Annotated in this window: 23 protein-coding genes; 9 read left to right on the top strand and 14 right to left on the bottom strand. The window is 70.9% G+C overall.

The window, feature by feature from the left end; genetic code table 11:
• Nucleotides 1-175 precede the first annotated feature (175 nt).
• Both Q0848_RS17325 and Q0848_RS17330 read left to right on the top strand, forming a co-directional pair.
• A complete protein-coding gene (locus Q0848_RS17325; RefSeq protein ID WP_299039799.1) occupies nt 176-775 on the top strand; it encodes a recombinase family protein in 600 nt (199 codons plus the stop codon).
• A 121-nt stretch (nt 776-896) separates the two neighbouring features.
• The gene (locus Q0848_RS17330; RefSeq protein ID WP_299039801.1) at nt 897-2,186 is read left to right on the top strand and encodes a hypothetical protein; all 1,290 of its coding nucleotides are present in this window, start codon (nt 897-899) and stop codon (nt 2,184-2,186) included.
• A 29-nt stretch (nt 2,187-2,215) separates the two neighbouring features.
• On the opposite strand, the gene Q0848_RS17335 is transcribed toward Q0848_RS17330, so the two are convergent.
• Nucleotides 2,216-2,575 (bottom strand): 4-fold beta flower protein, encoded by a 360-nt coding sequence (locus Q0848_RS17335; RefSeq protein WP_299039803.1) that lies wholly within the window; start codon nt 2,573-2,575, stop codon nt 2,216-2,218.
• A gap of 129 nt (nt 2,576-2,704) precedes the next feature.
• The gene (locus Q0848_RS17340) at nt 2,705-2,866 is read right to left on the bottom strand and encodes a hypothetical protein (RefSeq protein WP_299039805.1); all 162 of its coding nucleotides are present in this window, start codon (nt 2,864-2,866) and stop codon (nt 2,705-2,707) included.
• A 489-nt stretch (nt 2,867-3,355) separates the two neighbouring features.
• On the opposite strand from Q0848_RS17340, the gene Q0848_RS17345 reads away from it, so the two are divergent.
• Entirely contained in the window at nt 3,356-4,789 is a 1,434-nt protein-coding gene (locus tag Q0848_RS17345) for a HEPN domain-containing protein (protein WP_299039807.1), read from the top strand.
• A gap of 843 nt (nt 4,790-5,632) precedes the next feature.
• Here Q0848_RS17345 and Q0848_RS17350 read toward each other — a convergent pair.
• On the bottom strand, nt 5,633-6,034 hold the full coding sequence (locus Q0848_RS17350; protein ID WP_299039810.1) for a hypothetical protein: 402 nt from the start codon (nt 6,032-6,034) through the stop codon (nt 5,633-5,635).
• Nucleotides 6,035-6,127: 93 nt separating this feature from the next.
• Between Q0848_RS17350 and Q0848_RS17355 the strand changes: the two genes are divergently transcribed.
• The gene (locus Q0848_RS17355) at nt 6,128-6,502 is read left to right on the top strand and encodes a hypothetical protein (RefSeq protein WP_299039812.1); all 375 of its coding nucleotides are present in this window, start codon (nt 6,128-6,130) and stop codon (nt 6,500-6,502) included.
• 329 nt (nt 6,503-6,831) lie between these two features.
• Complete coding sequence (locus Q0848_RS17360; RefSeq protein WP_299039814.1) at nt 6,832-7,899, top strand: hypothetical protein; 1,068 nt, start codon at nt 6,832-6,834, stop codon at nt 7,897-7,899.
• A gap of 221 nt (nt 7,900-8,120) precedes the next feature.
• Here the strand turns inward: Q0848_RS17360 and Q0848_RS17365 are convergent, their stop codons facing one another.
• Together Q0848_RS17365 and Q0848_RS17370 are read right to left on the bottom strand one after the other, a co-directional pair.
• The gene (locus Q0848_RS17365; RefSeq protein WP_299039816.1) at nt 8,121-8,675 is read right to left on the bottom strand and encodes a hypothetical protein; all 555 of its coding nucleotides are present in this window, start codon (nt 8,673-8,675) and stop codon (nt 8,121-8,123) included.
• Complete coding sequence (locus Q0848_RS17370) at nt 8,672-8,980, bottom strand: hypothetical protein (protein ID WP_299039818.1); 309 nt, start codon at nt 8,978-8,980, stop codon at nt 8,672-8,674. Before Q0848_RS17370 ends, Q0848_RS17365 begins: the two co-directional genes overlap by 4 nt.
• Before the next feature lie 259 nt (nt 8,981-9,239).
• On the opposite strand from Q0848_RS17370, the gene Q0848_RS17375 reads away from it, so the two are divergent.
• The 3 genes from Q0848_RS17375 (at nt 9,240) to Q0848_RS17385 (ending at nt 12,398) form a co-directional block, all read left to right on the top strand.
• Nucleotides 9,240-9,677: a MobC family plasmid mobilization relaxosome protein gene (locus Q0848_RS17375; RefSeq protein WP_299039820.1), complete on the top strand. Its 438-nt coding sequence runs from the start codon at nt 9,240-9,242 to the stop codon at nt 9,675-9,677.
• On the top strand, nt 9,677-11,350 hold the full coding sequence (locus Q0848_RS17380) for a relaxase/mobilization nuclease domain-containing protein (RefSeq protein WP_299039822.1): 1,674 nt from the start codon (nt 9,677-9,679) through the stop codon (nt 11,348-11,350). Before Q0848_RS17375 ends, Q0848_RS17380 begins: the two co-directional genes overlap by 1 nt.
• Before the next feature lie 145 nt (nt 11,351-11,495).
• Nucleotides 11,496-12,398, top strand: coding sequence for a hypothetical protein (locus tag Q0848_RS17385; RefSeq protein WP_299039824.1), 903 nt, complete (start codon nt 11,496-11,498; stop codon nt 12,396-12,398).
• 224 nt (nt 12,399-12,622) lie between these two features.
• Here Q0848_RS17385 and Q0848_RS17390 read toward each other — a convergent pair whose 3' ends face one another.
• The gene (locus tag Q0848_RS17390) at nt 12,623-12,898 is read right to left on the bottom strand and encodes a hypothetical protein (protein WP_299039826.1); all 276 of its coding nucleotides are present in this window, start codon (nt 12,896-12,898) and stop codon (nt 12,623-12,625) included.
• A gap of 54 nt (nt 12,899-12,952) precedes the next feature.
• Here Q0848_RS17390 and Q0848_RS17395 point away from each other — a divergent pair, with 54 nt between their 5' ends.
• A complete protein-coding gene (locus tag Q0848_RS17395) occupies nt 12,953-15,004 on the top strand; it encodes a tetratricopeptide repeat protein (protein ID WP_299039828.1) in 2,052 nt (683 codons plus the stop codon).
• Nucleotides 15,005-15,036: 32 nt separating this feature from the next.
• Here the strand turns inward: Q0848_RS17395 and Q0848_RS17400 are convergent, their stop codons facing one another.
• Genes Q0848_RS17400 through Q0848_RS17435 form a run of 8 tightly spaced genes read right to left on the bottom strand, consistent with a single transcriptional unit; the run spans nt 15,037 to nt 23,810 of the window.
• Entirely contained in the window at nt 15,037-15,633 is a 597-nt protein-coding gene (locus Q0848_RS17400; RefSeq protein WP_299039830.1) for a DUF4913 domain-containing protein, read from the bottom strand.
• On the bottom strand, nt 15,630-17,501 hold the full coding sequence (locus Q0848_RS17405) for a type IV secretory system conjugative DNA transfer family protein (protein ID WP_299039831.1): 1,872 nt from the start codon (nt 17,499-17,501) through the stop codon (nt 15,630-15,632). Before Q0848_RS17405 ends, Q0848_RS17400 begins: the two co-directional genes overlap by 4 nt.
• Nucleotides 17,498-19,198 (bottom strand): hypothetical protein, encoded by a 1,701-nt coding sequence (locus Q0848_RS17410; RefSeq protein WP_299039833.1) that lies wholly within the window; start codon nt 19,196-19,198, stop codon nt 17,498-17,500. Before Q0848_RS17410 ends, Q0848_RS17405 begins: the two co-directional genes overlap by 4 nt.
• Before the next feature lie 25 nt (nt 19,199-19,223).
• Nucleotides 19,224-20,729, bottom strand: a complete 1,506-nt coding sequence (locus tag Q0848_RS17415; RefSeq protein ID WP_299039835.1) for an SCO6880 family protein — start codon at nt 20,727-20,729, stop codon at nt 19,224-19,226.
• Nucleotides 20,716-22,167 carry a hypothetical protein gene (locus Q0848_RS17420; RefSeq protein WP_299039837.1) on the bottom strand — a complete coding sequence of 484 codons (1,452 nt, stop codon included), beginning with the start codon at nt 22,165-22,167 and terminating at the stop codon, nt 20,716-20,718. The genes Q0848_RS17415 and Q0848_RS17420 overlap by 14 nt, the downstream gene beginning before the upstream one ends.
• On the bottom strand, nt 22,164-22,955 hold the full coding sequence (locus Q0848_RS17425) for a hypothetical protein (protein WP_299039839.1): 792 nt from the start codon (nt 22,953-22,955) through the stop codon (nt 22,164-22,166). The genes Q0848_RS17420 and Q0848_RS17425 overlap by 4 nt, the downstream gene beginning before the upstream one ends.
• 4 nt (nt 22,956-22,959) lie before the next feature.
• A complete protein-coding gene (locus Q0848_RS17430; RefSeq protein ID WP_299039842.1) occupies nt 22,960-23,226 on the bottom strand; it encodes a hypothetical protein in 267 nt (88 codons plus the stop codon).
• Nucleotides 23,223-23,810, bottom strand: a complete 588-nt coding sequence (locus Q0848_RS17435) for a DUF6668 family protein (RefSeq protein WP_299039844.1) — start codon at nt 23,808-23,810, stop codon at nt 23,223-23,225. The genes Q0848_RS17430 and Q0848_RS17435 overlap by 4 nt, the downstream gene beginning before the upstream one ends.
• Nucleotides 23,811-23,828: the final 18 nt, after the last annotated feature.

Consider the following 23,828-nt stretch of genomic DNA (forward strand, 5'->3'; position numbering starts at 1 on the left):
ATCGGTCGCCGTTGTTGTGGGGATCCTCCTACCGGAGTGTCCCTGGCCTAATCCGATCGTTTGAGCGACAGTCGCGCCGACGAGGCGACACGCCGGGGGAGTGGCGTCCGGAACTCGTGTCCGAAACCTTGGTGTCGCGGAACCACTGTCCAACCGTTTCCGTACGCTCTGGGGCATGGGACACGCCCTCGGCTACGCCCGCGTCTCGACGACCGCCCAAGATCCCTCGCTGCAGACCGACGCCCTGGCCGCGGCGGGGTGCGCGCAGGTCTGGACCGACGTCGCCTCCGGCGGCCGCGACGACCGCCCCGAGCTCGCTCGGCTCCTGGAGCGGCTGCTGCCCGGCGACACCCTCGTGGTCTGGCGCCTGGACCGCCTCGGTCGGTCCCTGCCGCACCTCCTGGCCACGATTACCGAGCTCGAGGGCAGGGGAGTGGGCTTTCGTTCCCTGACCGAGTCCATCGACACGACCACCGCCGGCGGCCGGCTCGTCTTCTCGATCTTCGGTGCCCTGGCCGACTTCGAGCGCCAGCTCATCCGCGACCGCACGATGGCCGGCCTCGAAGCAGCTCGAGCCCGAGGCCGCCGCGGCGGGCGCCCGACGGTGATGACGCCAGCGCGGATCGAGGCCGCGCGGTCCCTGCTCGCCCGGCCCGGTGCCACGGTGACGTCGGTGGCCAAGGACCTCGGCGTGAGCCGGGCCACGCTCTATCGCACTGTGCTCGTGCACACGGGAGAGTCGTCGCGACCGCCAGCTGATGGCGCCGGCGGGTGAGCAGATCTGCCCGGCGGAGCGGCCAGCAGTCGACGGGCTCGAACCTAGAGCGCGTCGTGGTCGTGAGGCACAAGCAGGTGAGCAGCTTCGATCAGCGGCCATGAGTAGGTAGAGTTTCGAGATGCCGTTCGGTCGCTCCCCCCTGAAAGTCAACGAGGTTTTCGGCGTCTCAAACTCTGTCTTGAAGGACTCGTACGTCGACCGAGGCGCCCTAGACGGAAAGCTCAAGCGCTTGCTCAAAAGGCGTTCGCATCTAGCCTTGAAGGGGGCAAGTAAATCGGGCAAGTCCTGGCTTAGGCAGACGCTGATGCCCGATGCGATCGTTGTTCAGTGCCGGCTGAACAAGACCGTTTTGGACATCTACAGGGAAGCGCTTGGCGAACTCGGCATCCGCCTAGAAGTTAACTCCGTTGCCTCGTCCAGCTTCACGGGGACGGTTGAAGCGACGGCGGAGGTGGGTGTCACCCTTTTGGCAAAGGTGATGGGCAAACTCGGGTACCAGGCCACCACTGGGGATGTAACGACCACTGAGCCTGTCAGTCGGGACGTCAACGACCTTCGATTCATCGCAGACCTCATCCTTGAATCGGGCAGGCGACTAGTTATCGAGGACTTTCATTATCTCTCGCGGGACGAGAGGCAGAAGTTCGCCTTCGACTTGAAGGCGCTTTGGGACTTCGGCGTCTTTGTCGTGGTCATCGGTGTGTGGAGTGACAGCAACTACTTGCTACACCTCAACCCAGACCTGACGGCACGTATTCGCGAGGAGTCGATCGTTTGGTCGAAAGCCGACCTTGAGAAAATTTTCACCAGCGGAGGCGCTGCGCTTGGGCTCGACTTTAGCGAAGAAGTACGGGCGCGCGCTGTAGAAGATGCGTACGGTAACGCCGGTATCCTCCAACGCCTAATTGCTGACCTCCTCGACGAGGTGGGTGTCGAGGAACAAGCCCCAGGAACGATACGGGTCGACGACCTGAGCGCGCTTGAACATGCTGAACTATTCTACGCCGATGAGCTGAATAGCGTCTATCAAACCTTTGCTAATAGAGTCTCGGCCGGCATTCGAAACAGACAGAACGCCACGGGCATTTATGCCCATGCCCTAGCGGTAGCGCTCGATGCGTCTGACGATGACCTAATCCAGGGCGTGTCAATCGACAGGATCTTCGCGCAGGCGCGTGCCCGGGAGCCGCGAATTATTAAGGGGAATCTGCGGACGGCCCTGGGGCGAATCGAATCTATGCAGGTTGACGAGGCCGGCAGGGGGCTCGTACTTTCTTACGCCGAAGAGCGGGTTCGCGTCGTGGATCGGCAGGTGCTGTTGTATCGCAAGTACAGAACGGTAAAGTGGCCGTGGGAGGAGATGATTCAGGAGGCGGAGCAGTTGGGAGAGGCCTTTACGGACGCCTAGGCGCTAATCTCTTGAGGATGAAGGCAGGGTCACCGTGAGGGCAGGTAGGCCTCAATTGACTGGCTTGACCAGTGCAGACTTTTCACCGCCCTGACTTGGCGGATCTGGCGGATGGCGCGTACCGGCCGCACCTGTCTAATTGGCCGTATTGGTGCGGCCTGCTTAACAGGCTTGACTGGGCCGCCTCGTGCGCCGGTGACCCACGCGACGACGTCCCCTCGCTGATCGCGAAACAGGCCATCATTGAAGTAGCCGACATGCTGGCCTCCGAGGCCATGTACGGCATCCCCGTGCAGCCACCCGATCACAGCTCCATCGAGGCTGCGAACACAGTCGGGCCGTTCCAACCATGCAGCTACATGTCCATTCGGGCCGTAGATGGGATCCATGGCGGAAGGTTAGCCGTAATCACTCGGCTGCGGGCGAGTCTAGCCTGGTCAAGGACCTCCAGTGCTAATCGATAACCCGAGTTATTACCCCACCTTGGGGGAGCCTCGTGCTGTCCTTGGTTGGCCCCCTCAGAGCGGAGGAGGGGTTGAGGTGCGTCGAGCTCGACGGTGCTGAACATGCAGCCAGGCAGCCGCGTAGCCGGTGCGGTTCGCCACGGACTCCACGGAGTAGCCCTGCTCGAGGAGGGAGACGGCGTCCGCCTCGGTCCAGCCGTCGCGGGGGGAGTGCATGGAACGGACCGTCACCGGTGGCGAGCTTGTCCTTCGGGTGTGGATGGCCCGGCGGGGTGGGACAGCAGCACTCATGTGATCAGTGTGTCCGCTGCTGGCACCTGTGAGGCGGCGTCGATGGGTCGGTGGCCGTCACGGCCAGCCTCTGGAGGGCTAGGGCTGGCATTGGCCAGTCGACGAGGTGTGCGAGCAGTCGAGGGTCAGCCATGGCTTCGTGCCGGTCACCCGAGCGCCGACGCCGGTGACCTCGAGGGGTCCAGGAGTGTCGGGGCGTCGGCGGCGGTAGTGGTCGCTGCGCACAGCCGAGGCGATGGTCAGCGGCGCCTCGTAGGGGGGTGAAGTCTAGGCGGGCGCCTCATGGATGGTGCTAGCCGCGCTTTCCACGAGCCACGGAGGCCGATGAGCCAAGCTGAGTAATGTACATATTCGAGGGGCTAGGCGTCGAGTGGCGGCGAGGCTGCCGCGCAGACTTAGTGAGAGGTTGACGTCTTGGATACTTCTGGTTCGCACAGAATAAAGGGGTGGTGGTTCCTCCCTGATTTGCCGGAGTCGCGCATTCCTGGCGTGCTGACGTGGAGCGCGGCTAAGGGAGCGGAGTTGGAGCTCTTCGGTGGCTTGCATGGAGTTGGCCAGACGATGACGCCCGGAGAGGCGGACACGTTGAAGCCCGAGGTGGACATGGGCACGATTTACGGCGAGACTGACGCCGGTAAGCGGGTCACACTTTGGGACGCCGAGCGACGCAACTATAAGTCAGACCTTGGTGGCGCCACGCAGGAGGAGTTTTGGCACTCCCCCTGGCTATGTATCGGGTCTCACATGCTATCCGCGGACGACCGGTCTCTTCAGAACCTGCAGGTTGCCGTGGACAACCTCTACTACCTCACCGGCGACGGCCGCTTCTCTGCGCCTGTATGGGTCCAGATGGAAGGCGTGGATCATCCCGTTGAAGAGCAGTCCAACGGGACCTTCCTTACGCCATACGCTATTCCAGTGGTTGGCGGCTTAAAGGCTGACGTTGCGACTGGAAGTACACCAAGGGCGAATTACAGCATCTGCACCGATGCGTCGCGACCTTGGATTAGCCCGGCAACCGAAGCCATGCCGGAACTAAAACTCCAGTTCATGACTAAGCGCACGCGTTCAGGGCCGAGCATCACCTTAAGGGTGAACGCGTGGGCGCGCATAAGTCCCGTGGCGTCGCCAATCAGTGCTCGAGACTTTTTGTACGACATGCACCCCCTTCTGGCGCTGCTGAGCCTGGCCACCTTCGCGCGTAGCGGCGTCGAATGGATGACTGCAGTGAACGTCGACGGCGAGGAGGTGTCACTGCTATGTCACTTCGCACACCCTGGCAGCCCAGGGTCGCCCGCGGAAACGAACATCATCTTTGACTTCTCCGACGTAAGTCTTGACTCCTTCCTGCAGGCGTGGGAGAGGCTCGGTGACGGTCCCCAGGCGCGTTATGCAAGGAATATGGCGGTCGGTCAGGTTGGTCACACCCCAGTGACGGTCGAGGAGCACGTCGGGCAAGTGCTCGCCGTGGCCGAGGGATTCCATCGCTGGTGTCTTAAAGGGGGGAAGAGTGTGACGTTGAAGGATCGTTTGCTTAATCTCCACGACCGTCTTCCTGACGGCATCAGAAGGCAGCTGAACTTGGAGAAGGAGAAGCAGAAATGGGTCGACTGGGCGGTCTGGGCACGTAATAACGTCGACCACGGCGGCGCTGAAAAGCACCGGGAGGTTGCTGACTTCTACCACTTGAAGGTAATCGCTGACTCCGTGTGGATTGTCACCTATCTCGCCGCCCTACAAGATATCGGCGTCCCCACGTCGTCGGTCGAGGAGGCCCTCCGCAATCATCCCAGGTTGCGTGTTCTGGCAGAACGGTGTGCCGACCTCGCCAAGTTGCCAGAATCGTAGGCGGCTAGTGCTCGCCGAGCCCGTCGGACGTCGGTGGCCTGATGCGCCACTTGGGGCAGTTCCGTCGCATGCTCGACACCAGCGTGACTGACCTGACCTACGGGTTTTTCTTAAAGCCGCCCGGTCCCTCTATCGGAGGGGCCGAGCGGCTCTGCGTGTCGGGGTCGCCCCGACGGAGTACCTTCGCGCCCACGAGCAGCGGGTGGCCGCTGTCTGACGAAGGCGGAACGATGCCAGAAGAGGCTAATTGGGGGGATCTTCTCGGTGGTCTGAGTTCTGCAGCCGCCATCGCGACGGTAATTGCTACCGTCTTCAGTAGAAGATCGCGGGCGGGGGCGAGAGCATCCTTGCATCTAGGTATGCTGGCTCAGGCGACCAATGACGAGATGCGAGAGCGCCTCGCTCTTCACGCCGAGGTGAGCGTGGACAGGTACTTACGCATTTGCGAGTCGCGTTGGCCTTTCATCGGTAAGGTAGGAGTTCTCACCGCCTTGTCGATGATTAGCGCGAGCCAGGGAAGCACCCTGGGTGACTGGGCATTCTTCTTCCTGAGTCCAGTTCTCGTGGCCAGCTTCTTCGTTCCGAAGCATTGGATCTCGGATCGACCCAAGCCTCCTGAGCCTTCCCCTGATGAGTAGGTTCCTGCTATGAGCGGTCGCGATTTCCGCCTGGACCAGGCCCCGGTCGAGCCTGCGCCGGATGAGAAGCGTGTCGGAGTCCACTGCGGCGCCGGCCAGGCTGGCTCTCGCGGGGTCTAGTGCTTGCCGATAAGTTATATTATGACATAAGGCCTGCTCAGAGGCGGTCTCCCCAGCCCACGGCGCTTGCGCGGGGGCATGTCAGTCATCGCCCCATGCGCTTGAGCGTTCGCTCGAGGTCGTTGAGAGCTTGCGTGGCCTTCCGGGCGGGATGGACGTCGTACCGGTCCTGGTCCTCGCTGGTCCGGGCGCGCCGGAGGTCGCCGGTGGCCAGGACGTCGAGGGTGTGCGGGTGCTGGCCTTCCGGGACAGCGACACCTGGCGCCCACAGCTGGCAGCCCTGGACCGCCCGGTGGTCTGCGACGAGGCCACCGCCCGGCAGGTCGCGGACGTCCTTCTCGAGCACGTCAGCCGACGCACCGAGTACGAGGAGAAGGCTTCGGCTGGGCCTGCTGCCCCCGCTGGTGCAGTGCCCGGACAGCGCCAGCGGCCGGCGCCCTGGGAGGCTCGGCGGGTCGAAGCCGCGCTCGGGCCTGAGCGCGGTCACGGGGTCACGGGGGTCCCGGAGGCGCGGTGAGGGCAAGTGAGGTGGCTTGCTCCCGGTCGACAAGATGCCCGCTCACCACCACCGGAGGACTTCATGACCCGCACGGCCGCTCTCGCCGCTGCAGCTGTCCTGGCCTTGGCCGGGTGCGGTAGCGCCGCGGACAGCGCACCCGCGCCCGCGCCCGCTCAGACCACCCGCAGCACCGCCGCCGCGGAGGGCGACTGGAACGCCGCATGCACCCGCTTCGCCGAGTACGTGCAGGCCGGGCAGCCCGGCGAGGGGGTGCCCCGTGACGAGCGCTTCACCGCCGTCCAGGACGTGTCTGGCCTCCTGGGCGACCACCCCGACGACGCCCTGCAGAGCGGCCGCGACGGGCTCGTGTCCGCGCTCAACACCACCGACGAGGAGTGGGTGGCGGCCGCGGACACGTTCGCGCAGGCGTGTTTCGACGCTGGCTGGGACGGCTGACCCCCCGCCTCGTCGAGGTTGCTCAGCCCTCGTGAGGGCCGGGGGTGCTCACTGACGCGGTCCCCCCGGGGCGCGCCCCAGCTCCCCCGGCCGCTTCCGATAGATGCCGCTCGTCGGCGGTCGTGGTGGGGTCAGGGGTGGCCCGCAGGGTCATCGCGCAGCGACGCGTAGCGCCCTTGACGCCACCGGCGGCGCTGACACGATCCGGCGTCGGGAGAGGACGACCTGAGCCTTCCCCCCGTTGCTGCTTGGGAGGGTGCGTGGTCGTGGAGGCGGGGCGCGGGTCGTCGTGGCCGTCGTCACCGGCGCCGGGCCCGGTTGAGGCGGCGGTGGGCCTGGTCCTGGCCCAGGCCCTGCCTGCGCGGCCGCAGGCGTGGGCGGTGCTGATGGCGCACCTGCTGGGCGTCGACGGTGGCCCGCCGGTGCCCGCCGCGCAGGCGGCCGAGGCGGTGGGGCGGCCGGGGGGGTGGGTGCGGGGGTTGCTGCCGCGGGTGCGGATGGTGGCCCGGCACGCCGGGCCACCCACGTCTCTGGTCGCAGCGGTGCAGGTCCTCGAGGACGGCCCTGCGCGGACCGTCGAGGAGGTCGCTGCCGCGCTCGTCGAGGCGGGAGTGTGCACCGGCCTGGTGCATCCCGGCGGGGTGCTGCGGGCCGCGGAAGTCCTCGGCGCCGCGTGCTCCGCCCAGCTCCTCGACGGTGGCCCGGGCGGCCCGGGCGGCCCGGGCGGGCCGGGCGGCCCGGGCGGGCCGGGCGGGCCGGGTGGGTCGGGCCCGGTCGTGGTGGCGCCGGCGGGGCGGGCCGTGCTCGAGCGGTCGGTGATGGGCGCTGTGGTCGCTGCGGACCGCCGCGGCGACGTCGTCGACCTGGCAGAGGTCGCCGGACACGCCGGTGTGCCGGTGGTCGCGGTGCGCCTGGTCCTGGAGCGCCAGGCGGGTTGGCAGGCCCACGAGGCCGACGACGGGTCGTGGTGGGCGTGGCGCCGGCCGCTGGTCCGCAAGCGGGGCCTGGTGACCTCCGCGGCGGTGCGGCTGCTGGCCGTCCGGGGCTACGACTTGGTCGGTCTGCACGCGGCGGTCGTCGACGTCGTCGACCGGCTCCCGCCGGCCACCAGGCGGGACGCAGTGGTGCCGCCGGCCGGGGTGCTGGCTGCGTGGCTGGACGATCAGGATTTGCTCGAGCCCGTTGTCGGCGGGGTGCTGCGGTGCGCCCCGGGCTTGGCCTTGGCCAGTGATGTCGTGCTGCTTGAGGCGGTGACGGCGGCCGGTGGGGCGGCCGAAGCGGCGGGGCTCGCGGCGGCGCTGCGGGTAGCGGGGTACTCGGCGTCGACGTCGACGCAGCTGGCGCGGACGTGCCCGGTGCTTGTGCGCGTCGGCAGGGGGCTCTACGCGCCCCGGTAGGCGCGCACAGCAGCGCCTGTGGGTGGTGGTCGGCGCTGCTCCTGGTCAGTAGGGGTGCCCGCGCTGGGTCCAGGCCGTGCACGGCCGGCGCACGCGGTGGTGACGTGCGCGCGGTGGTTGAGGGCGCCGGTTGTGCGCGGGTGGTCAGGTGGGTCCCGTCGTCCCCCTGTGGGCGAGCCGAGCCGCGGTTAGCTCGGGTCGTCCACAGGGGGGCGAGGGGCTTAGCGCGCCTGGGTCGTGGCCACGCTGGCGGACCAGTCCGGCAGGTTGGTGCGTGGGAGCCCGAGGTCGTCCTGCACGGCGTGGCGGTACTGCGTCATGGCAGCGGTGCTGCGCGTGAGCGAGCCGGGGCTGCCCTCTTCGGCGACGGCGAGGATGGCGGCGTGGAGGTCTTGCGCGGCGGCGGCGGCCTCCGTTGAGGCGAAGAGACTGACGTCCACGTGAAGCTGGACGAGCTGCCAGGTCCAGTCGTCAGCGAGGTCGTTGCCGTAGTCCCCGCGGCTGTGGGCTGCGGCCAGCCTGTCCAGTCGTCCCGCCTCGGCGATGTAGGCGGCGTGGGCTTCGCGCTTGCGCTCGCGCGCCCAGTCTTGGTGCCGCCAAGCGCGGTCGTCGGTTCTGTGTTGTCGCTCCTTACGGTCCGCTCGGCGCTGTGTCACGACGACCCCGACGAGCGTGATGAGCGAGGCCGCGACGACAGCGCCTGCACCGATCACAGCGGTGAGCCAGGCGGGCGTCCCGCTACCGGTGACGAGGACAACCGGCAGGAGTGCGTTCACGGTGCCTCTGTGGCACCCGGTGCGGGCTGGTCGTCGGTGGACGTGCTCCGACGGCGGCGGGTCCGGCGGGGCGTCGTCGTGGTCGGCTCGGCCAGTCCGACCTTCTTGAGCTCGGCGGCGGACCAGCCAGCGGACAGGGCGGCGGCGTGCTCGGTGGCGTACTTGGCGTCGGCGGCAGCGAGGGCCTCGCGGATCGCGTCGCGTTCGGCGGCGACGCGAGCGAGGGAGCGTCCGGCGTCCATGCGTGCGTCGACGAGGGCGCGCAGCCCGGACTCGATGGCTTCAGGGTCGGTGGTGGTCGTCATGGGCCGAGGCTACCGAGGCCAGGCGCGTCACGGCAGGGGCGCGTTGGAAGCCCAGCGGAGCGAAGGGCGCGCGCTGCTACGTGAGGTGAGAAGCGGAGCAAGCTAAGGACTTAGGTTCCCTAAGTGGGCCGTCCCCTCGACAGGCTCGGTGGGCGGCGGCACACTGGCGTGTGCGTGGCCCACCGGTTGGTGGGGCGCTGCGCTGGGCAGGTGTAAGGGCGAGAGCGGACAGGGGCGACACCTCGGGAGGTGGTCGGTGATGGCAGATGACGCGTCACTGGCGCCGCACGCGGGTGCGTCCGGGGAGGGCTCGTCGCCGCCGTGGCGGTCGCTGGGGCGACGTCGCCGGGCGAACGTGGCGGGGGGCCGGCTGCACCACCACAAGGTGTCGGTGACGCCGGAGGAGGAGGCCGTGCTGGTGCGCTTGGCCGAAAGTCAGGGCGTGACGGTGGTGCGCCTTCTGGTGGAGTCGGCGATGGCGCCGCAGGGGGAGACGTCCGCGCAGCGGCGCGCGGCGATGGCCGAGCTGTTCGCCATCCGCCGGCAGCTCGCTGGCATCGCCAACAACGTCAACCAACTCGCGCGGCACGCCAACGCTGGTGACGAGTTCCCGCCGGAAGCGCGCGCGGTCCTGGCGCGGGTGAAGACGTTGGCGTTCCGCATCGATGACGTCCTGGACGGGATCGCCAAGCCGTGATGCCCAATGTCACGCGCGGCGACCGGATGGGTGGGCTGCTGTCCTACCTCGTGGGCCCGGGACGCTCCAACGAGCACACCGAGCCTCACCTGGTGGCAGGCGACGAGGCGGTGATGACGTGGCACGACGACGCCGAGCTGGACCGTGTCAGCGCGCTCGAGGTCGCGCGTCACGTCGACCGGCCCCGCTCGGTGTACGGGACCGAGGTCGCGGGCGGTTCGGTGTGGCACTGCTCGCTGTCGCTGCGTGCCGAGGAGGGCCAGCTCGACGACGGCAGGTGGGCGGACATCAGCCGCGACTTCGTCGCGCGCATGGGCTTTACCGACTCAGCGGGTGAGGAGTCCGGCAAGGCGCCGTGCCGGTGGGTCGCGATGCGCCACGGGTTGTCCACGGCGGGCAACGACCACGTGCACCTGGTGGTGTCGTTGGTGCGTGAGGACGGCACCAAGGCGTCCACCTGGAAGGACTTCCCGCGCGCGCAGACTGTCGCTGGCGAGCTCGAGCGCAAGTACGGGCTGGAAGTGCTGGAGTCCCGCGACAACGACCGCGGCACGCGCGGTGTCTCCCCCGCCGAGCAGGCGCGTGCGGAGCGCTCCGGTGCGGTAGAGCCCGAGCGTCTGACTCTGGCGCGGTCGGTGCGCGCGGTCGCGGTTGCGGCACCGGATGAGGCCGCGTTCGTCACGGCTCTGCTGGAGAAGGGCATGTGGGTGCGGGCGCGCTACGCGGCCGGCCGGGACGACGTCGTGACGGGGTACTCGGTAGCCGCCAAGCCAGCCCGTGGTGAGCGTCCGGTGTGGTTCGGCGGTGGTCACCTGGGGCGTGACCTGACGATCGTGCGGCTGCGCCAGGCGTGGCCGGACTCGCCGGAGGCGTCGCAGGCAGCGGTGACGCAGTGGCAGGCCGCCCGGCGTGGCCAGCCCGCTCAGCGGACGGCACGACCGCGGGTGAGCGTCGGGGACGAGCAGCTGGTCGCGTGCACGCGTGAGGTCGAGGCGCTGCGGGCGCACCTGGCCTCGCTCGACCCGGGCGACCGCGCCGGATGGGCGCACGCCGCGCGTGAGACGTCCGGCGCGCTGGCGGCGTGGTCGCGGCGGGTGGAGGCCACGCCGGGGCGGCTCGCTCGGTCCTCGGACGCCCTCGCCCGGTACGCCCAGACCCGGGCATACGTCGAGCACCCAGCGGCGGCACGCGCTGCGCAGCGACCGTCGCTGCGGGGCACGACGCTGCTGCTGATGACGGCCACCGACGGCGGCCGCGGCCGCGCCGCCGAGGCGGTGCTGGTGCGTCAGCTGTCGCGGACGGCCAAGGCCATCCACGACGCGCAGGTGGCCACCGGGCAGTCCCGGTCCGCGGCGCACCTGGCGGCCACGGTCAAGGCTGAGCTGCCGCCCGTCATGCGCGAGCGTCCGGTCCCGCAGTGGGCCAGCACCCTCGTCGAGGAGCGGCCGTCTACGGCTGCCGACCCCGCCGAGCCGCGACGCGTCGAGGCGGAGGCGAGGGAGCCGCAGGAGGACAAGGCGCGCGAGACGGTGGAGTGGCTGCGCACGGTCAACGGGCCCGCTGGGCCGGGGCGCCGGCCCCTCGGAGCACCCCTGCCGGAGCCGCTGCCGGAGCGTTCGCGGATACCGACCGTGCCGGGCAGGGCGAGACCAGAGCGGGGCGTGGAGCGGTGAGCGAGGGGACGCATGCGATGACCACCAGGGCAGGCGCAGGAGCACGACTGACGACGCGAGGAGGGGGAGCAGCGTGAGCGAATCCGATGGCATCGAGGAGTCCTTCGAGGGGCAGGTCCGGATCGGCCTGCTCGTCGCCGGACGGGTGGCCGAGGAGCTGGCGCGTCAGCGCGAGCGGGCAGCACGCCAGGCCGAGCAGCAGTCGATCCAGGCCGCGCGCGACCTCCAGGAGCGGATGGCGGCGGAGCGGACAACCGCACGCGCGTCGCTGGCTCCGATCGAGCGCGACGCCTGGTGGGAGCGGGCGACCCCGCGTGACATCGAAGCCGCGTGGCAGACCGCCCGGCAGTGGCAGGACGTCGAACCGGACGCCCGCCGCGCCAGCGAGACGATCCGCGAGCAGGTCCGCACCCGGTACGGCATCGACGTCGACGCCCTCGACCCCGACCGTCAGAGCGCGGTCAGCCGGGTCATGAGCGACCGCGCTCGGCAGGAACAGGAGACCGCCGAGCGGGCAGCCCAGCAGAGCGCGCAGGAACGCTCAGAGGCCGACCAGGAGCGGGTCGTGGCCACGCTGCTCGTCAACGAGGCCGCCGACGGGCGAGTGGAGGCCAACGCCACCGCGGGCAGTCAGGACGTCGCTCCGGCCCGTGGCCAGGTTGCCGGCCTAGAGCAGGAGGCCGACCGTCTCGGCCAGGAGGCCGCGGCCGCCGACAGCCGCGCCGTCGACGCCGACGCCGACGCCGACGCCGAGCGGGGAGCCGCGCTGGGCGCGGCTGCCCGGGCGGAGGGTCGCTCCGACGCCGCGCGCAAGACGGCGCCGGCCTACGACAGTGCGGAGCGGCGCGTACACACGCGTGCCGACCTGGAGTCGAAGCTCGGCTCCGGGTACGAGGAGGTGGTCGAGGCGCGGATGCTGGCCGACATGGCCAACGCGCGTCCGCCAGGTGATGTCGCCCACGAGCGTGAGCCGGTGGCGCAGGCCGCCGGTGGCCGCCGCCTGCTGTTCGGCAGAGGCCGAGGGCAGGCCTATGGCGTCGAGCGCTGAGGTTCCGGGTCGTCCGGCTCTCGGACCCTTCGTCGTGTTTTTCTAAGCCGAACTCGAGCGTTCTGTGGTCGGGCTGGTCCTCCTGTGACACCGTGAGCGCTCCTGGCGCGGTGCCCATTGGGCGTACACATGAGGTATTGATGATGGGGCGAGTGAGAGGTCCGAGAGTGCGGTGGCGACCCTCCCGTGAGCATTCGTGGCCTCTCTTCGGCGGATCCGTCGTCCTAGTCGTCGGTGGGGTGGTGCTGGCTCAACGGCAAGGCCCCTGGTGGTTTCTCCTGGTCCTTGCGATCGCCGGTGCGGTCGGCGGCGCCTTGCTGCAGCGGGCACGAGCCACCGCGAAGCTCCAAGATGATCGCTCTGCCACTCTTGCAGGCGCTACCCGTACTCTCAACGACGACGACCGGCATGAGAAAACTTGTGACATCGAGTTGCACCGTTTCGGCGTGCACCGGGCGCACGTCACTGTGAAGTACGTTCACCGTGACGTATATGAGCACCCGCTACTCGCCCTACTTCAGAGCGGTGAGCCAACGTTGGTCGTTGGGCACTCGATGGCCGGCAAGACCCGCATGGCCGCCGAGGTGCTTCGCGAACACTTTGGCGACCGTCCCATCCTGCTGCCATCCCCTCCTGATGGGCTGTCGCAACTCGCGGCCCACGGAGCTCAGCCTGAGGGCACTATCGTGTGGCTCGATGACCTCGACCGCTTTCTGGCCAGTGACGGTATCAAGGTCGAATGGCTCGACCGATTGCGCCAGCGAGACAATCTCATCGTGGCGACTATGCGCGCCAGTGAGCACGCTCGCTACCAGCCCGATGGTCAGGTCCGGCCTCCGCAGGCCGAGTTGCTCGAGCGCTTCACTGTCCTGCGCCTCGATCCTGAAGATGACCAAGAGCGCTTGTCCCTCTCGCAGCAAGTCGACGATCCACGGCTGCGCGAGGGCGTCGCTCGGTACGGGCTCGCTGAGTATGTCGGTGGCGGATACCTAGCGGTTCAGCGCTTTGAGAATGCCCGCGCGGCACCGCATCCCCAAGGGCACCCGCTTGGGGTGGCGATGGTGCAAGCAGCGGTGGACTGGCGCCGCGTCGGGCTCGACGTCATACCGGCGAACTCGTTGGCAGCGCTGGCCCCGATGTACCTTCCGGACCGATACCGCTACGACCCGGGTGAGGACACGGCCACCGCGAAGGCTTGGGCCACAGAATTCGTCGACGCCACTATGCGACTGCTAGAACCCGCGGACGACCACGGTGGAACTCGCGCTTTCGACTACATCCTCGACTACCTCGGCGCCAGTAGTTCGAGTGGCATGGTTGAGGTTCCTGAGCACACCTGGCGCGAAGCGGTCGCCACGGCGCCGGCAGACAGGCGGATGAGCCTAGCTTTCAACGCCTACGAGAGTTCCCAATTCACGTACGCCGAGAAGGCGTGGCGGCAGGTGGCCGACGACCAGGACAGGTCGACTGAGGCGCCTCAAGCCGCCTTTAATCTTGGTCTCTTTTTTACGGAGCGGGGTGAACTGGGGCGAGCAGAGGCGGCCTACCGGGAGGCGATGCATTCCGGGCACGTTGATGTGGCGCCGACGGCGGCGGTCAACCTCGGAGTGCTGCTCAAAGATCAAGCTGAACTCAAGCGGGCGGAGGCGGCCTTCCAGGAGGCTATGGACTCTGGGCACGCTAACGCGGCTGCCATGGCGGCGTTCAACCTCGGGGTGCTGTTCGAAGAGCAGGACGAGTTGGAGCGGGCGGAGGCGGCCTTTCGGGAGGCGGTGGACTCCGAGGATTCCAAGGCGGCGCCCCCGGCGGCATTTAACCTCGGGGTGCTGCTCCAGGCGCAGGGTGATCTCCAAGGGGCGGAAGCGGCCTACCGGGAGGTAATGAAATCCGGGCACGCTGATATGGGGCCTACGGCAGCAGTCAACCTCGGGGTGCTGCTTAAGAATCGGGGTGATTTGGACGAGGCGGAGGCGGCCTACCGGGAGGCGATGGAATCCGGGCACGCCGAGCAGGCCCCTACGGCGGCGTTCAACCTCGGGGTGCTGCTTAAGAATCGGGGTGATTTGGACGAGGCGGAGAGGGTCTACCGGATGGCGGCGGACTCTGGGGACGGTGACGTGGCGCCGGCAGCGGCGTTCAACCTCGGGGCGCTACTCAAGGAGCAGGGTGATCTTAAGCGGGCGGAGGCGGCCTACCGGGAGGCGATGGAGTGCGGGCACGCCGAGCAGGCGCCTCATGCGGCGGTCGCCGTCGGGATGTTGCTTGAAGAGCGGGGTGAGGTGGAGGAGGCGGAGGCCGTCTACCGGGAGGTGATGGAATCCGGGCATGCGGGCGCGGCGCCCGCGGCGGCGTTCAATCTAGGTCTGCTGCTTGAAGAGCGGGGTGAGGTGGAGGAGGCGGCGGCCGTCTACCGGGAGGCGATGGAATCCGGGCACGCTGACGCGGCGCCCCCGGCAGCATTCAACCTAGGTCTGCTGCGTGAAGAGCGGGGTGAGTTGGAGCAGGCGGAGGCGGCTTATCGGGAGGCGACGAAATCCGGGCACGCCGACGCTGCGAACAGGGCGGCGGTTCAGCTGCGGGTGCTGCGAGGCGAGTCGCCTGTGTAAGCCCCGGTGACGTTCGGAGGAGCTGGCTGTCCTCAACGACTGAAGTCGTATAGCTCCGTTGGGGGCGGCTCGAGCGGCAGGCGGCGCCAGTCCCGGTCGCTGTGGCCCTTGGCGGGGCTGCAGCCCTTGAAGGGCCCGTCGCTGGCCATCAGGACGGTCATGTGGTGGTCGCCGTGGTCGCGCAGCCACGAGGACATCCCAACGGTGGGGTCCTTGCGCAGGTGCTCCCACGCACGCCACATGGCATCGAGACGGACGACGGCCTCGGGGTGTTTCCACCAGGCCGGGCACCAAGTGCGCTCTCGGCCCTCGAAGCTGCGGGCGTAGAGCGGGGCGACCATCTCCTCCACGAAGTCCGGCAGCGAGAAGTAGTACAGCTCGGCCGGCTCGTCGGGTGAGACCACCTCGCTCGCGCCGGCCCTGGCGGCCTCGGCCAGGTCGGCCAGGACGTCGTCGGTCAGGGCCTCGTCGACGGCGTCGGCAGCTAGGTCGTCCAGGCGCCGCTGGACGGCGCGGTCGACCGCTGCGCTCATCGCGGCGCGCAGCGCCGGCAACGACAGCCCCCCGGCGCTGTCCTGCGGCGGGATCGCCGGGTCGTCGTCCTCGCCCCACCCGGACTCGCCGCTCATGCGCCCACCTGGGCCTGCGCCGGCGCCTGGGTGGCATCGGTGCTCGCCTGCGCGATCTTCCTGGCCGCGGCTGGGTCGTGCGCCTTGATCGAGGCGGTGACGGCCTCGGCGTGCGGGCCAGTCATCCAGGGCAGGGTCCGCACCAGCGTCGGGCGCGAGCCCGAGGCCAGAACGACCGCGCGCCCGCGGGAGAGTGCGGCGAGGTCGGCGACGTCCAGGACCTTCTCCCGAGTCGCCGACCGGGAGGTCGAGCGCCCGTGCCGGGAGGAAGAGGTGGAGGTGGCGGTGCGCTCGTACTCCCCGATCAGGGCGGACAGCTCGGTGAGGAACTCGACCTCGGAGACACCGCCGCCGTAGACCTTGATGTTGGCGGCCGACCACAGCTTGCGCATGCCTTCGCGGCCCCAGACGTCGACGCCCTGGGACCAGGACTGCAGGATCGTCATGATCACGATGCCCCGGGAGCCGTAGTGGCTGTAGAGGTTGGGCAGCTCGCGCCAGCGGCAGACGTTCGCGGCCTCGTCCAGGACGGCGACCATCGGGGTCGCCAGGCGCCCGCCGGGCAGGGTCTTGGCCAGGTCCTCGGCGGCCTCGGTGACCGCGACGGTCAGCGCCGTGACCAGAGGACCGGCGGAGCCGCGGCCCTCCTTGGACAGGGAGTACAGCGTCCCGGCGGTGCGCACGAACGCGGCCGGGTCGAACTGCTCGCCCCGCTCTCCCACCCAGCCGGCTGCGCTGGTGCCGCCATTGGTGCCAACACTTCTGTTAGCACCAATGGTGGTGTTGGTGGGTGGGGTGACCCAGGCCATCGCGGCGCGGTTGGTCATGAAGGAGGCGATCTGCTGGGCCGTGCCGTAGACGCCGGCGCGCTGCTTGTCGGCGGAGTTGATGACCCCGGAGACCGCGGCCGCGGACAGCGGGTAGCCCGCGGCGCGCAGCAGGCTCACGGGCTCGTCGTCTTCGGTGTCTGAGAGCCACAGGTAGACGTCGGTCAGGGGGCGGCCGGCGACGGCGGCCGCGAGCAGGAGGTTGGCGAGCAGGTCGCGGCCGGCGCCGTCGAAGTAGGCGTCGGTGCGGGCTCCGGGGTCGCGGGAGGCGGCGGCGAAGATGTCGGCCAGCTGGGAGGCCTTGACCTCGTCGGTGACGTAGGACAGAGGGTTCCACCACCACGACGGCGCCTCGTCGACGATGCCCTGGGGGTCGAAGACCCACACCCGTCCCCCGGCCAGGTCGCCGGTGGCGGCCGCGGCGAAGGCGGCGCGGGGGTCGCGGGTGGCGTCGACGAGGTCGCGCTTGTTCGAGGTGGCGATCACCGCGCCGGGGGCGTCGAGGATCGCGGGGATGGCGCGGGAGGTCGTCTTGCCGGTGCGAGGGCCCCAGATGTCGACGGCGACGTCCTCCCAGCCGGTGTAGAGCAGTGCCCCGCCGGCGACGGTGCGCGCCAGGGGCAGGCCGGGGGCGTCGGTGGCCACCCCGAGTCGCTTGGACGTCGCCGTCGCGGCGGGTGCACGCAGCCCGTCGATGTCGCGGCCACGGCCCATGTGCGCGGCTGCGGCGTCGACCCGCGCCCGCTGGGCGCGCCGCCGAGCGACCAGCAGGGCGCCCGCGGTGGCCAGGAGCAGCAGGACGACCCCGGCGGCGACGGCCAGCACCGTCGCGGTGGTGGTCCAGGCCACCTCCCCGCCGATCAGCCCGAAGACGAGGTCGAAGGGGTTGGCCGGCGGTGCCGGGGCGCCCTCAACGATCGCCGCCAGGTGCAGCACGGCCCACAGCGCCCCGAGGAGGGCGATGACGGCCGAGACGGCGCCCAGGAGCAGGACGCCGGAGTCGTCGGTGGTGCCGCTCGCGCGGCGGGAGGGGGCGCTCACGGCGTCGACCCGGTCAGGGCGTCGCTGGTGGGGACGTCCTGCGGCGGGGGTGGGCCGTCGTCGTCGGCGGCGACGTTGACGGGGGCGTCGGCGACGCCTTCGTCGACGAGGTCGCGCACGCCCTCGGCGTCGATGAGGTCGTCGACGCGCCCGGAGCGGGACACCTCGTGCCAGAGCTTGTTGGTGTCGTTGAGGGCGAGCTCGGCGGCGGTGAGGTCGACGTGGACGGGGATTCCGGTGCGGCCGCCGACCTTGACCAGGAAGTTGCCTTGCCCGGGTGGGGCGGACTCGGTCTGGGCGATGGCGTCCCAGGCGGGCGGGTCGGTCCAGGACACGAGCTTGGCCTGCTCGGTCCGCGACAGGCGCACGACCTGGTTGAGCTTGGTCATCTCCGCCTCGGGCAGCCCGGCGGCCACGACCATCCCGGCGCGCTCGACGAACCCGCGGGCTTTCATCCGGTCGTCGGCGTCCGGGAGGGCGTCCAGGTCGGACATGGTGTGGGTGATCATCGCCAGGCCGACGCCGCGCTGACGGTTCAGGCGGGTGAGGGCGTCGACCCGCTCGACCAGGCCGCGGGAGGCGCGCAACGCCCGCCAGAGCTCGTCGAGGACGACGAAGTAGTGCCGGCGGGGCTCCAGGCCCGCATCGGCCAGGACGTTGGCGTTGTTCACGGCCCCGAAGCCGTAGGACCAGCAGGCCAGCAGCGCGGCGGCGGACAGGTCGGTGTCGGCCTCGTCGATGGAGGAGACGTCGAAGACCACGGGGGCGTCGCGGCGCATCGGGGTGGTGGTGGGGGCGGAGAACATCTCCCCGAGGCGACCGCCGCCGGTCAGCCCGATCAGGGTGGACTCCAGGTGCTCGGTGATGTCCCTGTACCGGTCGATGCTGCCGCGGTCCAGCGCGACGGCGCGCACGTCCTCGGGGGCCTCGCGCAGGACCTGCAGCAGGTCCGCGAGCACGGGTACCCGGTTGTGGTCGGTGCGTTCGTCCAGGACCCGCAGGGCCCGGTCGAGGATGGTCTCCTCCCGGTCGGTGGGTGGGGCCTTGCGGGCGATGGAGACCAGGGAGGCGACCATCTGGTGGCGGCGGCCGTGGGCTTCGGCGGAGACCCGCTGGGCGGCGGTGCCGGTCAGGCGGGCGGCGGTGGCGCGGGCCTCGCCGGGGTCCAGGACGTTGAGGTAGCCGCGGCCGCGGCCGAGCTCGATGACCTGCCCGCCCAGGGCCCGGATCAGGTCGACGTAGTCGGGCTTGAGGTCGCCTAGGACCAGCGGCAGGGTCCCGTAGCCGGTCAGGCCGGCGCACCAGCGCCGCACCATCGTCGACTTGCCCAGTCCGGGCTTGCCGAGCACGAACGCGCTCGGGTTGGAGATGAGGTTGGCCCGCTGGAACCAGGAGATCGGGTCCGCGCAGACGGGGGCGTTGGTATCGATGTTGCGCCCGATCGGGACCCCGACCATCGGGGAGCCGGTGCCGGCCGACCACGGCCACAGCCCGCAGGCCTGCACCGTCGTCGAGCGCCACGTCGAGGCGGCCTGGACGTAGCCGGCCTGACCGCCGCCGCGCCCGGCCCACCCGCGCGCGGGCGGGCGGGGGGCCACCAACGGCCGCGGCGGCGCCAGCTCGGGCGGGCCCTCCGCGGCGCGGGTGGACGTCGGGGTGCTGTCGCGGGCGCGGCGGGTCAGCAGGGGCAGGGCCATCAGCGGGCCTCTCGGGTGCCGGCCATCACAGGGCCTCACGGATGGAGTCGGGGACCTTCAGGTGCGCCGGCAGGTGCAGCCCCAGCGGCAGGGCGGCGGCGAACGCGGAGTCCTGGGAGCCGTAGACCGGGCGCAGGCTCAGGCGGGCGGTCGCGGCGAGGTTGTCGACGGTGGCCTTGGCGTCCTCGAGCCGGGCGGGGTCGGTGACGGTGGCCGTCACGAGCATCCCGAAGGACAGCAGCCCGGCGCCGGCGGCCTCCTCGTCGGCGGTCGCGGTCGCGGCGCGCTGCTCGACCAGCACCCGTGAGGACGGGCGGCGGGTGCTGGTCGCGCGGACGTCGGCGTTGCGCTTGTCCTGCTCGACGATCCGCGCGGCGCGGGCGGAGTCGACCGGGCGGTACAGCAGCGTGACCCGCTTGCGGTCGATCCGGGCGTGCGGGGCGAGCAGGTGCTCGAGCACCGAGGAGCGGACCGTCCCCCGCGGGGCCACGGTCATCGACCAGGTGCACGAGACCCCGGAGTCGTGCCGGTAGGTGTCCCAGGTGCTCTGCGTGGCGGTCGGGCCGACGTCGGTCCAGGACAGCTCCGGGGTCGCCCCGACGGCGTGGGCCTCCTCGATCAGGCGCCCGGCGTGGGGGTCGAACGCCCCGCGCACGACCTCGCACAGGCCCTGGGCTGACAGCGGCCGGGCCACGCCCCCGCCGGTGGCCTCCAGGCCGCCGCTGATGCCGGGCAGGCGGGCGGCGAGGTCGTGGCCGACCTCGGCGGCCTTGCGCCGGCGCCCACCGGCGGGACCCGCGGCGGCGGTGAAGGTCAGCGCGACCCAGGCGCGCACGGTCGCGGCCCCTTCGGGGGCGGTGCGGGCGGTCTCGGCGAGGATCGCCTGGGCGACCGCGGGTGCGTCGGGATCGGCGTGCAGGGCGATCTCGCGGCGCAGCCGGGTACCGGTGTCCGGGGCGGTCTCGATGGTCACCGAGACCGCGACCAGCCCGGGCTCGTCGCCCAGGGACGCCAGCCACGCGCCCCAGTTCGCGACCCAGGAGTCGACCTGGTCGGCGTCGACACCGGCCGAGCCCTCGGGCTCGGTCGCCAGCACCAGCGAGTAGTGCCCGGTGGCCGGCACGTGCAGCAGCGCGAAGGACCGCCCGTAGGAGTCCTCGTGCTCGGACAGGGCGGAGGCGGCCAGCAGCCCGGGCAGCTGGTGGGTCCCCCACCGGGTGCGCCCCAACGGCCCGGAGCGGTAGAGGTGTCCGCCCAGACGCTGGGCGTTGGCCCAGGCCACGCGGCCGACGACGCGCTGGCCGATGCTGTGGCCGTGGCGGTCGCGGACGACGACCACGCCCAGGGCGGCCAGGGCCACCAGCGCGGTGACCACGGCAGGGACGAGCCCGCCGACGGCGTTGGCCACGATCATCGCGATGAACCCGGCGAAGACGATGGTGGTGCCGATCAGCCCGAACGAGCCGATGCCCGCGCTCAGCGGGCGCCGCCAGTTGCCGTAGGTCCGCGCGCTGCGCTCAGCGACTGCCACTGGGTCCTCCGTTGCTGCCTGCCTCGCCCGTCGCGGAGCCCGCGGCGTCGCGTCCTGCCTGCGCTGCCGCGCGGCGGCCCTTGTCGGCGACCTCCACGGCCTTGCCAGCGGCGACCAGGCCGACGCCGACCGGCCCGGCCGCGGCAGCAGCACCACTGGCAGCTGCACCACCTGCAGCGCCCGCGCCACCACCGGCCGCGCCGGCGGAGGCACCGGCGCCCGCGCCACCGGAGGCACCAGCCCCGGCACCGACCGGCACCTTCGCGCCCGCGCCAGCACCGGCCCCCGAGCCGGCTCCTGAGCTGGCCGGGGAGGGGCTCGAGCCGGCGGGGCCCTTGGTCCCGTTCGCGCCGGACCGGCCGCCGCCGCCGGTGGGACCGGCGCCGGAGGGTCCGCTGCTCTCCGAGCTCCCACCACCACCAGGCGAAGCCGATGCGCCGCCACCGCTGCTGGTGGAGCGGTTGGCGACGGCCCTGCCGGCGGCGATGGCGCCGGTCGGCAGCGCCGCGGCGGCCAGCGCGCCGGCGCCCGCGGCGCCGCCGCCAGCAGCCATCGCCCCGACCATGGGGGTCACGAAGCGCATCAGCGCGGGCAGGGCGACCAGGGCGAGGGCCATCAGCGTCAGGCCGGTGATCACGTCGATGATCCCGGTGCCGTCGTCGGCCCAGACGTCGGTGCCGGTGAGGCGGAACGCGGCCGCGTAGACGATCGCGGCGGCCGGCTTGTAGAGGATGAAGGCGATCAGCCAGGCCACGCACTTGGTGAACCACTGCCGGCCCATCGCGGTGTTCGTGAAGGCCGCTGCGGTCGGGAAGATCCCGGCGAGGATGACGAGCATCCCGCCGCGGGCAACCATCAGCACGATCTGGACCACCGACATCAGCAGTGCCGCACCGCCCAGGACGACCACGAGCAGGGAGCTGAGCACCGGGGAGACCTTCGTGGTGCCGACCAGCATCGCCGTCAGGTTGTCCCCGAAGCCCCCGGACGCCGACCGGGCGATCAGCGCCTGGGCCAGGGCGTCCGAGGCGGTCACGAGCAGCGCGATCACCGCCAGACCGGCCCCGGAGACCACCACCAGGGTGATCAGCGCCTGCGCCAGCGCCAGCAGCGGCTCACCGCGTCGCTCCCACGCCATCCGGCCCGCGCCGACCAGCACCGCCAGCACCGCCAGCGACAACGTCAGCACGTAGAGGTTGTCCTGCAGGAAGGCCACCGAGTCCGACGGAGCCGCGCCCCCCGGGGAGGTCGCTAGCTGCGGCGTGCCGACGTTGACCCACAGCGTCCCCAGCGCTGCCACAACCTGCCCGACCGCCTCGGTCACCGCATCAGCCATCTGCGAGAACACGTCCGCGGCCACGTTGCCGATCGCGTCGCTGGCCTTATCACGAACGAGGCAGCCGAGGTCGCCAGGCGTACAGGTGGTCGCGCCGCTCATCCGACTCCGGACCAGGGAGTGAAGCCGGTCAGGTCCGGCAGCGCCCCGACGCTGGGGTCACCGGTCGAGGGGATGACGAGCTTCCAGTCGCCGTCCTCCCACCGCATCGGCGTCGTCACCGAGACGAGGTCGCCCTGGGGGGTGCGGAAGGCCAGCTCGTACAGCGCACGGTCGGCGTCGACGTCGACGAAGCGGTAGCCGGCGATCTGTCCGATGCCACCAGCGCTCTCGTCGAGGCCCTGCTCGAGTGCGGCGTCCCGCTCGGGGGTGTCGGCGGTGAGCTCCTCGTAGACCTGAACCGCGCGGCCGTTGAGGGTTTGTGCCCACCAGTTGATCCCGGCGTACAGGGCGCCGGTGGGGTCGTGGGAGAAGCAGGAGCGGAACCCGTCGTCGGTGGCCACGCCCGGTCCGGCGCCGTCGGGGTCTTCAGGCACGGCGGTGGTGCCGACGAGCTCCCACTGCGCTTGCGGGGCGCTGGTCGGGATGGCCTGGTCCCCGGGCTCGAGCCCGCACACGCTCTCCCCGGCGGCCGGGACGGCCTCGGCGTCCGCGGTGGGCGGCGAGGACGGCTGCGGCGCGGGCTCCGTGGCCGAGGGCTGCGGCGCGGTTGCGGTGCTGCCCTCACCTGCCGGGGGCAGGAGCAGCAGCACCAGCGCCAGGACGACCAGGGCCGCCAGCAGCACCCCGGAGACCACGAAGCCGGGGCGCCGCCAGGGGCTGCGCCCCGGTGCGTCGGTGTCGTGGTCGGCGGCGCTGCGGTTCAGGCGGCCGAGGGAGGTGGAGGCCACGGGCTCAGGCCAGGGCCCCGACCAGGCCGCCGGCGGCGCCGACGAGCACGGTGGCGACCAGGACGAACCCGAGGCGGCCGGCGTGCTCGCCGCCCTCGCCGCGGCGGTTGGCCACGGCCATCATCCCGGCCGTGATCAGCACGCCCAAGACGCACAGCACCAGCACGATCCACCCGGCCCAGGACAGGACGATGGTCAGTCCTTCCATCCCCGGGGGTGCGGCGGGGGTGGGGTTGGGGACGACGACCAGGGCGGCGCTCAGCAGGGTCAACGGGAGTCCTCTCGGGCAGGAGCCGAGGCGGACGCCCCGGTGGTCACGGTGGGGGCGGGCACGGTGGGGGCGGTGTCGGCGGGGAGGGGGTCGGTGAGCTGGGCGATGGAGCGCAGGACCCGCCGCGCGGGAGCGGGAGGCGGGGTGGTGCCGTCAGAGGGTGCGTAGCGGGCCGCCTCGATCCAGGGCAGGTGCCACACGCGCGGGGCACCGCCGCCGACGACCCGTGTCAGGTCGCGCAGTGGCTTCGGGAGCCGCTGGGGTGCGTCGGCGACGATGACCAGGCCGAGCAGGTCGACCCCGGGAACGGCCCCGGAGGCCCAGTCGGTCAGCGCCCGCTGCGCTGCGCGAAGGCCCCGGGCGTGAGAGCGGGCGACCAGCACCACCCGCGAAGGCGTGGTCGCGTCGGCACTGGTGGGCCAGGCGTGGTCGGCGGCCCTCGAGCCGGGCAGGTATTCGGCCAGGGTGGTCTCCCCCGCGCCGCCGTGGGCGCCGAGCCACCACGCCAGCGCCGGCGCTGCTGGGGTGCGCCGCGGGAGCCGGTCGACGGCGTCGAGCTCGTCGACGCCCTGCTGTGGCCGCACCGGACCCGTGGTCGCCGT

Origin of the sequence: uncultured Pseudokineococcus sp. (assembly GCF_947495735.1) — a bacterium.
Taxonomy (GTDB): Bacteria; Actinomycetota; Actinomycetes; order Actinomycetales; family Quadrisphaeraceae; genus Pseudokineococcus.

Bases quoted from the DNA above. Each gene is read 5' to 3' on its own strand.
- Q0848_RS17410 (WP_299039833.1), bottom strand. From the start codon at position 19,198: ATGGCCCTGCCCCTGCTGACCCGCCGCGCCCGCGACAGCACCCCGACG.
- Q0848_RS17395 (WP_299039828.1), top strand. From the start codon at position 12,953: ATGGCCGGCAAGACCCGCATGGCCGCCGAGGTGCTTCGCGAACACTTT.
- Q0848_RS17325 (WP_299039799.1), top strand. From the start codon at position 176: ATGGGACACGCCCTCGGCTACGCCCGCGTCTCGACGACCGCCCAAGAT.
- Q0848_RS17420 (WP_299039837.1), bottom strand. From the start codon at position 22,167: ATGAGCGGCGCGACCACCTGTACGCCTGGCGACCTCGGCTGCCTCGTT.
- Q0848_RS17340 (WP_299039805.1), bottom strand. From the start codon at position 2,866: ATGCACTCCCCCCGCGACGGCTGGACCGAGGCGGACGCCGTCTCCCTC.
- Q0848_RS17330 (WP_299039801.1), top strand. From the start codon at position 897: ATGCCGTTCGGTCGCTCCCCCCTGAAAGTCAACGAGGTTTTCGGCGTC.
- Q0848_RS17370 (WP_299039818.1), bottom strand. From the start codon at position 8,980: ATGACGACCACCACCGACCCTGAAGCCATCGAGTCCGGGCTGCGCGCC.
- Q0848_RS17400 (WP_299039830.1), bottom strand. From the start codon at position 15,633: ATGAGCGGCGAGTCCGGGTGGGGCGAGGACGACGACCCGGCGATCCCG.
- Q0848_RS17335 (WP_299039803.1), bottom strand. From the start codon at position 2,575: ATGGATCCCATCTACGGCCCGAATGGACATGTAGCTGCATGGTTGGAA.
- Q0848_RS17355 (WP_299039812.1), top strand. From the start codon at position 6,128: ATGACCCGCACGGCCGCTCTCGCCGCTGCAGCTGTCCTGGCCTTGGCC.
- Q0848_RS17380 (WP_299039822.1), top strand. From the start codon at position 9,677: ATGCCCAATGTCACGCGCGGCGACCGGATGGGTGGGCTGCTGTCCTAC.
- Q0848_RS17375 (WP_299039820.1), top strand. From the start codon at position 9,240: ATGGCAGATGACGCGTCACTGGCGCCGCACGCGGGTGCGTCCGGGGAG.